The 16,445-nt window shown below is 45.1% G+C and carries 6 protein-coding genes; 3 read left to right on the top strand and 3 right to left on the bottom strand.

The annotated features are described in order from the left end of the window. Window positions 1-56 precede the first annotated feature (56 nt). Entirely contained in the window at window positions 57-1,874 is a 1,818-nt protein-coding gene (locus AC5JMF_RS06050; RefSeq protein ID WP_495794803.1) for an ABC transporter ATP-binding protein, read from the bottom strand. Between the two features lie 525 nt (window positions 1,875-2,399). On the opposite strand from AC5JMF_RS06050, the gene AC5JMF_RS06045 reads away from it, so the two are divergent. The 3 genes from AC5JMF_RS06045 (at window position 2,400) to AC5JMF_RS06035 (ending at window position 4,591) form a co-directional block, all read left to right on the top strand. Continuing rightward, window positions 2,400-2,759: a hypothetical protein gene (locus AC5JMF_RS06045; RefSeq protein ID WP_495794802.1), complete on the top strand. Its 360-nt coding sequence runs from the start codon at window positions 2,400-2,402 to the stop codon at window positions 2,757-2,759. Window positions 2,760-3,015: 256 nt separating this feature from the next. Beyond that, on the top strand, window positions 3,016-3,555 hold the full coding sequence (locus AC5JMF_RS06040; protein ID WP_495794801.1) for a Dps family protein: 540 nt from the start codon (window positions 3,016-3,018) through the stop codon (window positions 3,553-3,555). 268 nt (window positions 3,556-3,823) lie between these two features. Next, window positions 3,824-4,591, top strand: coding sequence for a ChaB family protein (locus AC5JMF_RS06035; RefSeq protein WP_495794800.1), 768 nt, complete (start codon window positions 3,824-3,826; stop codon window positions 4,589-4,591). A gap of 491 nt (window positions 4,592-5,082) precedes the next feature. On the opposite strand, the gene AC5JMF_RS06030 is transcribed toward AC5JMF_RS06035, so the two are convergent. After that, complete coding sequence (locus AC5JMF_RS06030) at window positions 5,083-12,885, bottom strand: phytase (RefSeq protein WP_495794799.1); 7,803 nt, start codon at window positions 12,883-12,885, stop codon at window positions 5,083-5,085. 183 nt (window positions 12,886-13,068) lie between these two features. Then, complete coding sequence (locus AC5JMF_RS06025; RefSeq protein ID WP_495794798.1) at window positions 13,069-16,149, bottom strand: ExeM/NucH family extracellular endonuclease; 3,081 nt, start codon at window positions 16,147-16,149, stop codon at window positions 13,069-13,071. Window positions 16,150-16,445 lie beyond the last annotated feature (296 nt).

Here is a 16,445-nt window from a genome sequence, read left to right as displayed (position 1 = left end):
ATTCCAAAAACTCCACCCACAAGGGGTGGAGTTTAGCTCAAACCAGTTTATAACGTTTAACTCAAGAGTTCTCCTGTTTCTTGGAGGGAGTGCAAGCGGCGGTAAATGCCTTCGTGACGCAACAGTTCATCATGACTACCCACTTCCACAATCTTTCCTTGGTCTAGAACCACAATCTTATCGGCTTCCCGGACTGTACTCAGGCGGTGAGCAATGACAATTGTGGTGCGAGTTCCCTGAATTGAGCGCATTGCTAGCTGAATTGAACGCTCAGACTCGTAATCTAAGCTAGAGGTAGCTTCGTCAAAAACTAGTACATCCGGTTCGACTAACAACGCCCTAGCAATTCCTAAACGTTGTCTTTGTCCTCCAGATAATCTCACACCGCGTTCCCCAACGACGGTGTAATAACCTTGGGGTAGGTGTTGCACTACTTCATCAACTCTGGCAATTCTACAAGCTTCTTGAACTTGCTCAAAACTAGCATTTGGTTTGCCATAGGTCAGATTGTCCAACACAGTACCGTTAAAAACGTCTACTTCTTGGTGGACGATCGCCAATCTCCGTCTATACTTACCCACATCTAATGTGCGAATATCTTGACCATCGATTAATATTTGCCCTGTTTGAGGTTCAAAATATCGCAATAGCAATTTGACTAAGGTAGACTTACCAGAACCAGAACGACCTACTAAAGCCACTGTTTGGTATGGCTCAATCAGTAAGTTAATATCTTGCAAAACTGGACGACCTTCATCATACCCAAAACTAACGTGAGATAATTCAATTTTTCCTGTAAATTGATATGGTAATTCTGCTTGATTTTCTTCTAAAAGACCAATTGCATCTTTACCAATTGGTTCTTGGAGAAATTCGTGAAACCGAATCATCGAAGAATAACGACGGGCAAAAACTTCCGCCAAGGTGGTAATAGGTTCTAACTCAGCATATGCCATGCTCGAAAGAGTTAAGGTCATAACAAAATGACCCAAGGAAATTTTACCGTCTACTGTTGCAGCTAGAGTTAAACCCAGAATCATAAACACGCAAAACTGAATTATGGTTCTTTGCCAAGTACCAAGTTTCGTATAACCTTTGTGAATACGATAATTAAGTACCTTGAACTCACGCTCCAAACGGAGATTTTGCCGTTCTAATTCTTTGGCTTCTGTGGCAAATGCTTTGACAGTTTTGATGTTGGTAATCAACTCGGAAGTCCGGCTTTCGGTGTCTTCAGAGTATTTATCTAAATGACTTTCGTAGGAAATTAGCTGTTGTAAATCCTTCAAACTAAAGCTGAGAATAATTGCAAAAGAAATCAGATATAAAAGTGCAATTCGCCATTCAATCACTAAGATAAATACAAAAATTCCCAACACTCGAAATAGTTTGGGAATTAGCTGTCCGGCGATTTCTGGATACGTCCAAGTGTGGTTGGCAATTCCTCTAGCTACTCGTCCGGCAATCCTTCCAGGGTTGTTTTCGTCATAAAATTCCAGTGGCAGGGTTAAAATTTTGGCAATGGCTGTTTTGCTTTTATTTCGACGTGCCCTAAATGATATATCCCAGTGAAACCAATTAGTTAACCAAGGCTGTGTTGGTGCCTTGACTACGGTGACAAGGAAAACTAAACCCAGTAATAAACCTAGAGATAGAGGTTTATTCACTGGATAATTAGTAAGGTTAGCAAAAGTTGCGATCGCTCTTTGCAGAGGTTTGTCCAACGGTTGATTAGACAAAACGTTTAAAATCTGACCAATCGCATAAGGGACAACTAAATCAATAATTTCGTAAATGATCGATGCTGTAATACTGAAAATACTCAACTTCCAGTCAGAACGATAGTAATCGAGTAGATCTCGAAATTTTGCCATGATGCACCTTTCCAAGAGCGCGATCGTTAGCTTGGAACTTATATACTACACGCATACTACAAAATAGTCAACAAACTAATGATGATTTAAGAATTTGCGTCAATTAATCATTAGCGCGTCCCTGCGTCAGCTTCAATTATCCCATTGTTCAGCAATGCTGTTTTCTCTTAATTTCAACGCTCTGCCTAGCGAATGATATATTTCTAACCACAGATAAAATTAACTTCATTCTACAGGTCGATTCAGGCGTTAGCGTTTCGCAAGTAAAAATATAACTGGTGAACGTTGAATGAAGAAATCATCAAGCGCAAAGATTTTTGATAACTCAGGGCTGATTTCCACCTTGATAAATTATAGAATCAATGCGAGAAGATAACGATATTTTCTTCTAATGGTTCAACGATTTTTCGCTCCAAGATGGTGACAAATGAACAATTGAATTAGTTAAATTAACTAGTTCCAAACAGGAGTTCCCCTCTTCAGGATAAAGTTCTGCGTTGTTAATACTGTTATCGAGGATTTGAAATGAAAGTTATTGCATCTGTTTTATCTATCTTACGTCCAGTACGGTTTCTAGTTGTCGCTTTTACCTGTGCCTTACTATTGTTATCGACTGCGTTACCTGCCTCTGCTATCGATAGCTATCAAAGCAAGCCTACAGAAGGTACTACACAATTACTTGAAACTCAGCGCAAAACTGACGAAATTGCTAAGTCTGCACCTCCTGGATTGAAGAAAGTGCAAGAGGAATCTAACAAGGGACTCAACGAGGTTCAAGGTGATGCGGATGTTGACAAAATGAAGCGTCCCGAAAATTCGCAAAGTGCAACTTCAGTGGAAGATAACGTAAAGAATTTGTTAGAAAAAGTGACAGGTAACAAATAATAGAATCAATAGGCTCTTAACCTGTCTGTAAGAATAATGGGTAATTGTGAAAAGGCAATTACCCATTTTAATTTGATAGTTTCAGATAGACCTAATTATTTTAGTTAGATTACCATCTATTATATTTTTACTTGAGGCGTACGATAAAATCTGCCTTTAGTCAACGATTATTTGTGAATCATCTTTCCTTTGATTGATGTTCATTATGTATGAAATCGGAGAAACTGTAAACAAGTTTGCTTAGGAATAAAGAACAATGCGTGCAATAAACATTGGTTTGACAGAAGAACAGCGTCAAGGTGTAATTAATCTGTTGAATCAAGATTTAGCAGATTCCTATCTACTGTTAGTAAAAACTAAGAAGTATCATTGGGATGTTGTCGGCCCTCAATTCCGTACCCTACATCAGTTATGGGAGGAACAATATGAACAGCTGACTGCAAATATTGATGCTTTAGCAGAACGGGTTCGTACTTTAGGTGGGTATCCGGTTGGTACAATGGAGGGATTTCTCAAGATTGCTACCCTCAAAGAACATGCTGGTAAAGTTCCTACAGCAACTGAGATGGTAGCTAATCTAGTAGATAACCACGAGCAGGTTATTCGCAACTTAAGAGAACATGTAGATCAGTCTAGTGAGCAATTCCATGATGAAGGTACTGCTGACTTCTTGACTGGATTGATGGAAGAACATGAAGAAATTGCTTGGATGCTACGCTCATTTATTGAAGGGCAAGCAGTAGAACCAAGTGGCACACAGCCAGCCAAAGAAACTAAAACTCCAGTAGGCGTGTAATCGACAGTGTTGAGTCGAAAGACTTATAGAAGTAGGGGTTTCTAACTCCTGGAGGGAACAGGAAATAGCGCAAAGTATGATCCGAGGAAAACTCGGATCATACTTTGTAAGACGGAAAAACTCTTCCTCCGCAGTCGCTCCACTTGGGGAAACCCCAAGACTGCGCTGCTCGCAGTCGCTCCACTTGGGGAAACCCCAAGTAGAGTAACTGCTATGTGTTCCCTTCTTTGATGAATGACAAAAATATAAGATAATCAGGAGTGTTTAAGTGCCACAAGAATATAAAGCAGAACGTACAATCTCTGCTGTATTTAAAGAACAGAAGCAAGTTGATGATGTAATTCGACGTTTACTAGATAGAGGTGTGCCTAGAGATCACATTTCGGTGATGGGTAGAAACTTCCAGTCAGAAACTCGGATTGCTGGTTTTATTAGTAAAAAAGATGTAATTTTGGGAGGATTGAGAACAGGAGCTGTTTTTGGTTCCTTGTTTGGTTCTTTTCTCAGCTTACTCACAGGTGTGGGTGTATTATTTATTCCCTTTGTTGGCCCAATTGTTGCAGCAGGCCCGATTGGTGCGGTATTACTAGGAGCTGCTAGTGGTGCGATCGCAGGTAGTGCGGGTGCTGGTTTAGTATCGGTTCTCACTACATTAGGGATGCCAGAAGATAAAGCAGCTGTTTACCAAACTCGCTTGCAAGCTGGTGAATTTTTATTAATGGCAGAAGTTCCGAGCGATCGCACCGGAGAATTTCAATTGTTACTAGAAAGTGCGGGTGGTGAAGAAATTCACACCAGCGAAAAAACCTTTGCTCGTCCTTGTCCAGGAATATGCAACAGTCCAGAGGATTTATCTCCTGAAGTTCGCGCTCATCTTTCGCAAGATGCCCAACGTACATTTATTGAGCGCTACAACACTACTTTCAAGGAAAAGAATGACGAGTTTTCAGCTGAACAAGCCGCTTGGGAAGCAGTTCACCAACACTTTGATGAGGATGAAAACGGTGTTTGGTCAAAGGCTAAGGTTAGTGCTTGAGCAAGTCCTGCGATAATTGTCAGTCCGCAAACCTTTTACACCATTTTTCAAAACACGGTGGCATTGTTGAGGGGGTTGTCTATTTCATTTGGCAGTTGCAGTGAGGTGAAATCCATACTATGTAGGCATTATACTCATTTTTCTTCTTTCTTTTTATCGAAAGCGGCTTTGGTAATGGGTAATGGGTAGTAGGCCTATTACCAATGACCAAATTCCTCGCCCACAAGGGGGCGAGGAATTTTAATTAAGTCCCAATACTTAGATCTTGCACCTGCCCAATCTCCCGCCAGAGAATAAATTTTCGCTCTTATTAGGTCAAGTTCACTTAAGTGGACTAAAATCTATGCTTTTTGTGAGATTTAGTCCTCTTGAGAGGACTTTTGCTATTAGCCATAGGTTTCTAACCTATGGCGGTTTTTGGGACTGGTGCAAGATATCAGAATAGGAATAAGAGTGATTCAGGCTCGTTCATGTCTCCAACGAGCCTATTACTAAGCAAGATTCAAGTTGACTTGGACAATGAAATCGTTGTAATCTTTATCACCACCTCCTGTTTTATCTTCAAAGCCAAAGATGTTGTTTCCTAACAGGCGAATATGGTCTACTTTGTCTGAATTAGCACCTAAAAATGGGAAATATACTGCTGGATTGTTTCTGAGATTGTCATCTAAAATTGCTTCTGGTCTACCATTAGCAATAATAAATGGTGCAAAGATGGAACCAGGCTCAAAAGTTCCGGTGTATTTTGCAGTACCTTGGTTGTTGACTGTGAGGTTTATTCCCGCAACACGTCCGCTGACGGCTGCTTCAATATAACCAGTCTGTCCAGGGAGAATATCTGCTTTACCGTCGCCGTTGGTGTCAATGCCGCCATTTTGGTCTGTTATTTGGTAGAAGCTGATATAATTATCATTTTTAGCTTCTCTGTTGATGATAAACTCGGCATTGACTTGTTCGGTGACGTCGCGTAAATCAATTAGTTCTCCTTGTGGTAGGCTTTGGAGACCGATACCCAAAGGTAGGGATTGGTTCGTTGGCTGAATTTTCACAATTAAATCTTTGAAGTCAGGGACTTTGTTACCGGCGGTATCTTCCCAAGCCAGAGAAAATTTATCGTCGCCTAAGTCTTTAACTTGGAGATTTTTGACATCGGCAAAGAGTAAGTTTGAGGTTGGAGTGATGCCAGCTTTGACGGCGTCGGTTGTGCTGTCCTTGACTAAATAGAATCTCAGGTTTTCATTGGGGGAAAATTCTAGCAGGCGTGTCAAGTTAGGGTTAAAACCTTTGGGGGTTTTGGCAATTCCTGAGAAAATTACTTTTGCTCTTTCTAAGGCTGCTTGGGTATAACCTGGTGCATTTGGGGAAATACCGTTGATTTTGCCAGTTGCATCATCAACTTTAAATACTCCCAGTTCATTTACGGATTTAGATTTACTTCTGGTGAGGCTGATTTGCAGTTTTTGTTTCGCCCCGACGCCGAAGATGGTGAAAATATCATCAGCACTCTTGGTTAAACTAGGGGGAGCTACATTCAGCGGCTTTCCGAGTTCGAGGATGATGATTTCGTTGTTATCGATCGCAGGTGGTCTTCCCTGAGAAAATGGATAGTTGTTATCGTTGGCGACGAGAATTGTTTTGGCATCCAATACCAACACATCCTCGATGGTGACGAAGGGGAAGTTAAAGATGGTACTACCATCTTTATTTAAATCGTTGGGGTCTTGAATTGCTAGCAAATCGGCAATTTCTTGCTTGGCCACAAAGCCGTTGGTGTCTATCTTAGATAGGTCAACTTTAAAGATTTTCTTGAACTTGGCACTTTCACCTTGACCACCGTCGCGTTCAATAACTAAATATTCGTTGTCGTTGACGGCGGTAAAGTCACCAATGGCGTTGTTGGGGTTCTCCATCTTGTACAAGCCAAGCAAACCCTGATATTTTTCGGTCGCAACGTCAAATTTGTAGATTCTGAGTGAACCTGCGGGGTCGCCAGTGACAGTACCCTCTAGTAAAGGATATAAGGTTTTCTTATCTGGGCTAATTGCCATGCCCTCAAATCCTTTAGAACCACCGAGGTTTGCTGTTGCTGGTTCACCTGCGAGTTTGTCGCGTACCAAGTCACCTGTACCGGGGAAGTCGGTGAAGTAGGCGTCTACTCCCAAGTTGATGAACTGTGTAAATTCTTTTGTGGGGTCGCCGTTATAATCTGCTGCGAGGTAAAAGTCTTCGTTGCGGAAGGTGTAGGGGTGTACCTGCAAGCCGACATCATGGGCATCTTCTACCAAGGTGGTGGGAGTACCCAAAATTCTATCAGCATCGCTGATTGTACCATCGCCGTTGAGGTCATCTGGTTTACCGTCGCCATCGCGGTCTACTGTCTGGGCGGGAACAATTAAGCGCTTGTTGGGGCCGATGCCAGCGGCGTAGGTGGCGATCGCAGCTAGTTCTGTAGGTTTGGTAAGATCACCGTAGGTGCGGTTGTCACCACTGACGATAAAGTCGTAAGGTCTGTCTGTAGCACCTCCAAATAATTGCACCAGTGGGATGTTAATTCCCGCTTTCGGCATTAACTGCTGTTTCAGTTCCTTGAGATTACCCACCTCAAAGGATTGAATAAATACTCTTTCTGGGTCGGTAAATTCTTTAGCAACTAGGGTTTCAACTAGCTTTTCACCCAGGTTGATGCCTAAATTAGCAAAGTATGTGGGGTGTTTGGTTTCAGGATAGATACCAATTTTACGACCTGTTTCTTTTTCTATCTCATTCACCAAGTCGATGATTTCTTCTAGGGTGGGAACTTTTAGCTTATCGTTGTCGAATTTGGTTCCCCGCAGTGCTGGCAAACGTTCGATAGCGTTGAGGGTTTTGAGTTCTTCTAAGGTCAAGTCTTCGGTAAACCAACCCGTGATAGTGCGACCATCAATAACTTTGGTGGTTTTGCGGTCGGCAAACTCTGGACGTAGGTAAATATCGGTGCTGGTGTCGGTGGTGTTGACTGTGCCGTCGTCGTTGAGAATTGCTAGGGCATTTTCGTGACGGGCTACTAATTTACCGTCTTTGGTGGCGACTAAATCTGGTTCAATAAAATCAGCACCATCAGCGATCGCTAGTTTATACGATACTAGGGTATGTTCTGGGCGGGAACCAGAAGCACCCCTGTGACCAATGACTAACGGTGCTTTGCCGTCAAGGGTATTAAACTCTGTCTGATTTAATACATCTGGATTTTGAGGCGATCGTACAAACTCCCCGGTTAACTGGTCGCGTACTAAATTCCCTGTACCTGGGAAGTCAGTAAAGTAACCGTCCACACCTAGCTGAATGAACTGTTTAAATTCTGCTTCTGGGTTGTTGTTGTAATCTGCTGCTAGGTAACTTGCTTCGTTGCGGAAGGTGTAAGGATGTACTAGCAAGCCTGCCGCATGGGCATCTTTGACTAGCGAGGTTGGTTCGGTGAGGGTTTTATCGGTGTCGTTAACTGTACCATCGCCGTTAACATCATCCGCTGCCCCATCGCCATCTTGGTCTACACCCTTCACAGACACAATCATCCGTTTCCAAGGGCCAATACCATCGGCGTAGGTGGCAATTTCTTCTAAACCTTCAGGTGTTCGCAAATCTGCATAGGTGCGGGTATCGCCATTGACGACGAAATCATAAGGACTCACCTCTTGTAGTGAACCATCGAGGTTGACATCAAAGGCATCGAGTAACTGCACCAATGGGATATCGGTTTTCTCGTTGAGTTCTTTGAGGTTGCTGGTTTCAAAGGACTGAATAAATATGCGACTGGGGTCAGTAAACTTGGTTTTTTCTAGAGTCGCTAACAGGGGTTCTTCCAAAGATAAACCCAGGTCGTCGTGGTAAGTGGGGTGCTTGGTTTCGGGATAGATGCCAATTTTACGACCTGTATCTTTCTCGATTTGCTTAACTAACTCAATGACTTCCTCGAAGGTGGGAATTTCATAGACGCCGTTAAAAATTTGGGTGCGGAAGCTTTGCGGCATAATTGCCCGTAGTGTTTTGATTTCCGCGAGGGTGAAATCGGAGGCGAAGAAGCCTTCCTCAGCCTTGCCATCAACAATTTTGGTCGTCTTGCGGTCGGCAAACTCCAGACGAGTTGCCACATCTGTGGTAGCAATCAAGTTAGGTTCGTGACGAGCAATTAACACGCCGTCTTTGGTAGAAACTAAGTCGGGTTCGATGAAGTCAGCACCTCTGGCAATTGCCAACTTATAGGAACCTAAAGTATGTTCTGGCAACTCCCCACTTGCACCCCGGTGGCCGATGACGATGGGTGATTCACCGTTGAGGGTGTTGAGAGTAGTGACATTAGGTGTGGGGATGGGGGCATCTAGCAGTTTACCTGTGGTGTCGAAGTGGAGTAGGTAAGGGCCAAATTCATCACCAATCCAAATTGTACCATCTTTGGCGATCGCAATTGATTCTACATCAAAATCTGCACCAGTTAACAGGCGTGTTTGGGTATCTTCGTTAACAATTTTGAATGGGACTTTCTTGTCTGGGTCAGATAATTGAATAAAGTCCAACACTTTGACATTGCCATCACCTTTAAATTCCGCACCTCGGAAACTAGGGTCAAGGCGATGAATTCGCAACAAATAATCAGCACTGTTGTCTTTGCTGCCAAAACCGTTGTCAGATAAAAACCAGAAGGAATTATCGTCAGCAACTTGCACACCACTAAACCCTTGTATCGGCTGTTTGGTAAAGGGCACATTGCGACCGTTGGTACCTGTGATGGCACTACCAGATGGTGGCCCCTCTGCGAAGGTGTCAGCGGGAAGCGAAGCAAAACCTTTGAGTGTGACTGGTAGCCGTGCTTGGGGAGTGCGAGGATTGTAACTAGTGGTGTCAATCTTTAAGGCATCGGGTAAGGTGTTGGCGATATTTTCCCAAGGTACAAATTTAAAGTTAGAGTTGATGTTTTCCCCATCTGCGATTTTGGCAGGTTCGTTACTCCCATCTTGGGTGACAAATAAACCAAAGGGGAAGTTAGGGCCTAGTGGCACATTGACGACATCTGCACCATCCGATTCTTGCACACTATCAATAGACCCATTGTTACCAACGCCAAAACTACCGAGATAGTCGTTGTCACCTTCGCGGGTGTAGGCAACGAAGGTATTATCACCTTGGCTGGATGCTAGTAAGTAGCCTTTGCCGTCTGCACCATAATATATAGTCAATCCTTCGACATCGTTGGTGAGGTGACTACCACCCAAGTCTTGGACTTTATCAATCAGCTTACCAGTTTTGCCACCGTTGGGTTCGGCGAGGAATTTCCAGATGCCAACATCCTCTTGACCAATGTAAAGGAAGCCGGTTTCTTGGTCTACCACCATCCCCTCGGTTTGAGGGTCGCGTCCTTCGGTTGTGGGGATGGTAAATTCCCGTACCCGTTCCGCGCCTATTTTACCGTTACCTTTGTCAATGAGTTTGAATTGTGCGACATCGCCAGTTTCGCGGCGGTTGACGAAGGCATAGTAATCATTGGTGACGGGACTACGATATAGGGCAACTCCGTAAGCACTGCGAGATGATGTCGAGTAAGGTTCGCTAAAAGGTGGTGCTTGGAAGAGAGTACCGATGCTGCTGTCGGTGATTTCTTCGAGATATTCGCCAGGGGTGGCAGGGTTGGGGTTAATTTTAAAGATGGCGAGTTTGTCGTTTTCGCGATCGCTCGCTACGGCTATATCAACAGTTTCACCACCCAGTTGGAAACCGTATTGCAAGTCTATATTGTTGTAGCGGATGCCACCAGGGTTAATTTCTTGTAACAATTTACCAGACAAATCATAAACCCGCAGTCCGGCATTTTTCACCACCGTTAACACTAAGCTATCAGCAGAGTTATCGGCATTTATATAGATAGCAGGGTCATCAGCATCAGCTTGTTGGTCTGTGGGTAGAGTTTCATCATCAAACAAGTCAGGGCGAGTTTCCGCTCGTGGGGCAGCGGTGGGTACTAAATCTGCACCCAAGGTGAGGATTTGGGTAAATTGCGTGGGGCTGAAGTTGTTGTCACTCACCAGCACAATTGATTGACGACCATCTGCGAGTTTGGGGCCAAATTCTATCCCTTCGATGTTGTCTGAGCCTGTGGGCAAGTCCAAATCATCGAGATTCAATAGTAAACGCTTTTCGGCTGGTTTGATGGCAGCTAGTTCCGTTTCACTTAAACTGCTGAGTGAGTCGATGGTGCTAATATCGGTAGCACCTTGGAGAGTGACTTCGTAGATTTTGATGGTGTTGCCAGTACCAGATAGCCCGACAGAAAAGGAACGTTCTACCGCCAGCAAAGTACCCCGGTTATCAATTGCTAGTAAATCTACTAAGCCGTTGGTATTAAATCCATCTGCTGGATTTGGTGGGACTGCTACTGTGTCGGTGACGTAGAGGTATTCTTTCTCTGGCTGACCGGAAACTAAGTTGTATTGTAAAATCCGGGAAGGACTGCCCGTGGTAGTGGAAGCTACTACCCCATCTTGGAGCAGGGCATTTTCGGTGGCAGTGAATAGCGTTTTGGCGTCTGGTGTAATGGTCAGGCTTTCTAGGGCTAGGTTGTTGCGAATACCTGATAATTGGGTATCTGCTGCATCTACAGTACCGTTACCGTTGGTATCTTGGACTACGGGGAGGAATTTTTTAGGGATAGCAAGCGATCGCACTTCCTGCCCTGTAGTTAGGTTAAACTCTTTAACAAAGGGATTAGTAACGCGACCTGACGCTGAGTTGACTTCACCCTCAGAGGAAATAAACACAGTGCCGTTTTTGGTTAAGGCGATAGCTTCCGGGTCAAGGGTGTTGCTGCCAAAAAAGTTACCATTAGTATCCTTTAATGGCGTCACATTGGTAAAAGTTACCCCAGTTGTGCTAATGGTAGCAGGGTCAGTAGTTAGGGTATAAAAACGAGCCGGGGCAAATTGCGAGCGATCGTCTGAGATGGCATAATAGCGGTTATTCGCAGCATCGTAAGTAATTCCAGATAATCCTCCCACCTGGGCTGCGACTCCATTTACTTCTCCTGCTGCCCCAGGTGGGATAAAGCCTGTGGTGATAATTTGCTGTCCCAGAAATTCGGCGTTGGGTATAGTGTTACCTGCTTCAGTTGCACCTGTTTGCAAATCTGCATAAACTAGGCGATGGTCGGAACTGGGGAAGGGGAAGGTACCGACTGTCGAGAAGGTTGGGTCAGTGTTGAGGGGCCAAAATACGCCTGAGTTAGCAATTTGTAGGTCTGTGGAGGGTAATACATAGTCAGTCCGCAAGTTGCCGGGAGTCGTATCGGCAAAGTCTGCGGTGTCAAACTTGGGATTACTCTTTTGATTGTTGTTAGCACCACCTTGCAAAACGGCTTGTTGAGAAGCACCAGGGCTGGTGGGGATGACATTAGTATTGATGTTGGGGTTCTGTAATAGTTGCAGAATGGCGTTATCAAAACTATCACCATCAACAGGGTCAGCATTTTGGTCGCCCATGATGACGAAGCGTGACCCAGCAGCAATACCGCCTTTGTTACCGTCATCATCATAGATGTAATCGCCTTTCCCAGAGGTGATATAGTCTGCCCAAAAGCGGATTTCATCATGATTGCGTTTGCCATTCCGGTCTTCTTGACCATCGAATACTGGGGGTGTGGGATGGCTGACGAGGGCGTGAATTGTCTCGCCGTTGACTTGAATTGGTACGTCCCAATGACTCTTGGAGGAGAGGCGGAGGGCGTTTTGTTCTGCTGGGGAGTACCAAGGTTCGGCGGTGTCAGGGTCGGTAATGGTGGGTAGTAGAGAGTCTGGCATATCCTTCCAGAGGAAGTTTTGGAAGGTGCGGATATTTGCGGTGTCGATGGGATATTTTGACAGTAGCAACATCCCGAATTGTCCGGGGAAGTTACCGAAACCGAAGGCATCGTTACCATATCCTGCGCCTGGTGTGGTGACGATGTTGCCGTCGTTATCTAGGTCAAAGCCGGAGACGATGCCTGTATTGGACGGGGCAATGTAAACGTAGGGATATTCGACGGGGTTGGCACCGTTTTGACCAATACTCAGGTAATTTTGTTGAAATAGTTGTACTGGTTCTAAGGGATTGTCTGAAATATAGTCGAATTCGTTGATTAAGAGTACGTCTGGGTTGTTGCGTTGGATGATTTCGGCAACGGCTTTGGCTTGGGGGTTATCTGGGGTGGATAGGTCGGTGAGTAATTGACCTGGGGCGTTGCGGTTGAGGGAGGCGTTAAATTGGGAAAAGCGAATTGTTTCGGTAGTTACCATAGGTTTTTTCTGGGGTAGTTACTTGGTATTCTCTGCGTCTTGGCGGTTTTTTGAGGGAGAAACGAACCGTATTGGGCGCTGAGGGCACGGTGAGACAGCGAGTAAAGGAGGGTTTCCCTCCGCAGGTGACTGCGTTAGCGAGCTTGCGAGCGTCACCCGAAGGGAGATAAGAGTTTAAGGGGTCTAGAAAACGAAGTTGTAGATGCTGTTCATGGCGTTGGGGGCAACGTTTTCTAGGTAGAGGAAGGGACGGAAGGTGGCTGTACCTGTGGGGCCGTCGTTGTCTATTTGAAGTGTGGTACTTTTGGAGGTGATACCTTGTGTGAGACGAATGTAACCATCTGCGATCGCATCGCTACCTTGATAACCGTTAGGGATAAGATTATCTAAGAGTTGGGTGAGGACTATTTTGTCACTGCCGACTCTGAAATCGACGATGTAATGACCAGCTTCTTTGATGCTGTTGTAGACGAATTGGTCGTTGCCGCCAAGACCTGCGATCGCTTTGATGCCTGGGCCACCTACAATAATGTCATTACCTTTCGTGCCGATAACTAGTCTTTGGTTGGGGGAGGCGTTGATGGTTTTGTTGACGCTGTATAAGTTGAGTCCCACCAAGACTGCATCATGGTCGGAGGAACGGAAGGGGTCGGAATTATATAAGCTGTCTTGCTGTCCTGCTGATTTGAAGTTGGTGTTGTAGTCGAGGACTGTGGGTTCATCGGCGTTGATATGCCATTTAGTACCGCCTGTAATTTGGGCTGCTAGTTTGCCGTTGGCTAGGGCATGGTCAAGGGAACCGAGTTGACCGTTGAAGACGTAGGAGTAAGTGTTGTTGGAGAAGAGGTTGTTATACCCAGCATTGGCTAAGGTGGTCAGGGGGTCTTCTTTGGCATAGGCGTTGAGGTCACCAATTACTAAGTAATCTGGGTCTGTGGTACCTGTGGGGTTTGTAGCTAACCAAGCTGCTAGGTCTTGGGACGCCCGTGTTCGGGTTCCATTGGATAAACCTTGACCATCGCCGATGTCAGCATCGCCTACACCGCCGGAACTTGAACCTTTTGATTTGAAGTGGTTGACGACGACTGTAAATTTTTCGCTGTTGGAATTTTGTTGAAAGGTTTGGGCAAGGGGTTTACGTCCAGTAATATCAAATGCACCTTGACCATATCCATCTGGTGTGGTGGCAGCAGCCCCAACGGGGGTAACTTTACCAGGTTTGTAAATTAATCCGACGGTAATTTGGTCGGTTGCTAAACTGGTGCCTGGGTCAATGAAGGTATATGTGCCTGCACCAGCAACTGCATTTAATCCATTAACTAAATCTTGAATGGCACTGTTAGCCCCATAGCCATCGTTTTCTAACTCTATCAGTCCCAGAACATCTGCACCTGAGCCGATGATGGCTTGAATTATTTTACTACGCTGACGGTTGAATTCGTTAAGGTTATCAGCCCCGCGTGGTGTGGGGAAGCCACCACCAACACCATCACCGTTGAAGTAGTTAAGGATGTTGAAACTGGCTACTTTAAGGGTTCCGCCGACGTTTGGAGGTGTCGTTGGGCGGGGGTTGGCGGGGGTAAAGTCTTCCCCTGTTGCGGTTTGAACGCGATACCCTTCAAAACGGTGGTCAAGAATGCCATTGATGTTGGCAACTGTATCACCACCCCGTAAGGTGTTACTAGCGCTAAGAGGACTACCACCACGGGCGTGAATGATGGGGTCGGGGTTTTGCGTGTTGCTACCGTCGTCTAAAATGATGCGGCGTTTGGCAATCTCTTCTAAGTAAGAAGAGTTGCCGCTGACGCTGGGGGCGTTGAATTGGGTGTATTGGTCGAGTCTGGCGTCGGTACCGGGTTGGTTGCTGCTACCATTAGCCGAGAGGACGATTTGACCAAAGCGACCAAGTTGGAAGTTCTCTGTGACAGTAAGGTCGCCGCTAGCAGCACTCACATTTACTAGCATCCCTTCATAACGTTCTAAATCTGCGACGCTAGTTACAGGTAATTGAATGTTCGTCACCGCAGGCGAGTTATTTGCACCCAAGTTAACAACACTGGTCAGGTTGGCAAGTTGAGTTAAGCTGCTTACACCACCACTACTAAACTCGCCCACAGTCCCACTTAAGCGCACTTTATCGCCAACGCTACCAGAAAATAGTCCCGATGGGTCAAAAACAAAGATAGCTTCTGAGGTTGTGGCATCGCCATCAATATCTGCATCTTCTTCTTGGACATAGAAGCCATTCAGCCCAGAGGAACCTAGAAAAGCCCCGACGACAATTCCCTCAATTGTGCGGCTAGTACCTAAGAAATTCGCGGTTGCACCACTACCTTGAATCTCGTGAATTTTGGTGATTGAGACAACAACATCATTATCAGCAATTGTGGCATTAATTGACGCGATCGCCACACCGTTATAGTTACTATCGTTGCTAGTTGCTGTATGACTAATAACGCTAGCATGTGTACCTTCAACAACGGCATCGTCTACTGCACTCACCGTCACAGTCTGTGCTAAATCCCAGTTGGCAGGAGTGAAGGTGAGTGTAGTGGCACTGGTTGTACTCTGGGAATCAGGAGTAATAGTAATGGTGACATCGGCTGTCGGTTGACTATTCAACACCACTTTATAGCTATCCGTTGCCCCACCCTCAGTAATGTTAGTACTACCACCAGATTCAGTAATGGTGACACCAGCGGGAGTGGTGGGAGTATTAGCTGCGCCTGGTGTTGGGGTTAAGGCTTGGTAACTGCTAGTATTGCGAACACCGCCTGCACCGTTGGGTACTCGTTGCAGAGAGTCGTTAGCACTGCCATTGCTACCACTACCCTCATTTACCTGCGCTTGCCCGGAATTGAGCAGAGGCAGTAAACCAGGGTCATCGGCGTCGTCTGTATCATAGGCGATCGCATCGATTAAATTAGTTGTGGTAATAGGTGTATTATTAGGAAAATCGCTGGCATTAGCAGTATACAGTGCGATCGCATCAGCCCCATTTTGTAAAGTATTTGCTGGAAAAATTAAATCTACACTGGGTACGCCACTATTACCCAAAACAAAATAGCCGTTAGCATCAGTACTATAACCATCTAAATCAAAAGCAGCATAAGATAAGTCATTGCTACCGTTATAGAAAACAAGTGTTAGCCCGCTGAGGTCTGTATTACCTACGCCACCATCATAAAGCTCAACAAACTCTGCTGCATCATTCACAGGCAGAGTGGGAGTATCGGAGTCAATTTCATTGATGATGATAGTCATTATCGCTTTTTTTATTTTCTAAAGTAGTTAGAAGTGTGATTTTTTTTGCTATTAGATATAGGTTGACCGTAAAGATACACTCCGCAGTCAAGCCATATCAGCACAGCAAACACATGCACATGCTAAGTATTAATTCGGTTTCAGCCACCTCAAGCTATCCCAGTAACATTAAGAAACTCCTAGCGAAAGGTTAAAATCACGGATAGTTGAGTAGGTGTTAAGAAAGGGTCAGAAACCCCACGCCTAAAGGCGGGGGCTTGAAAAAGCCTATCTGACCAGACTAAGTACTTTGTGTA

This window comes from Desmonostoc vinosum, assembly GCF_059505385.1.
This window is presented reverse-complemented; position numbering and strand designations above follow the sequence as displayed.

Bases quoted from the DNA above. Each gene is read 5' to 3' on its own strand.
- AC5JMF_RS06050 (WP_495794803.1), bottom strand. From the start codon at position 1,874: ATGGCAAAATTTCGAGATCTACTCGATTACTATCGTTCTGACTGGAAG.
- AC5JMF_RS06040 (WP_495794801.1), top strand. From the start codon at position 3,016: ATGCGTGCAATAAACATTGGTTTGACAGAAGAACAGCGTCAAGGTGTA.
- AC5JMF_RS06030 (WP_495794799.1), bottom strand. From the start codon at position 12,885: ATGGTAACTACCGAAACAATTCGCTTTTCCCAATTTAACGCCTCCCTC.
- AC5JMF_RS06045 (WP_495794802.1), top strand. From the start codon at position 2,400: ATGAAAGTTATTGCATCTGTTTTATCTATCTTACGTCCAGTACGGTTT.
- AC5JMF_RS06025 (WP_495794798.1), bottom strand. From the start codon at position 16,149: ATGACTATCATCATCAATGAAATTGACTCCGATACTCCCACTCTGCCT.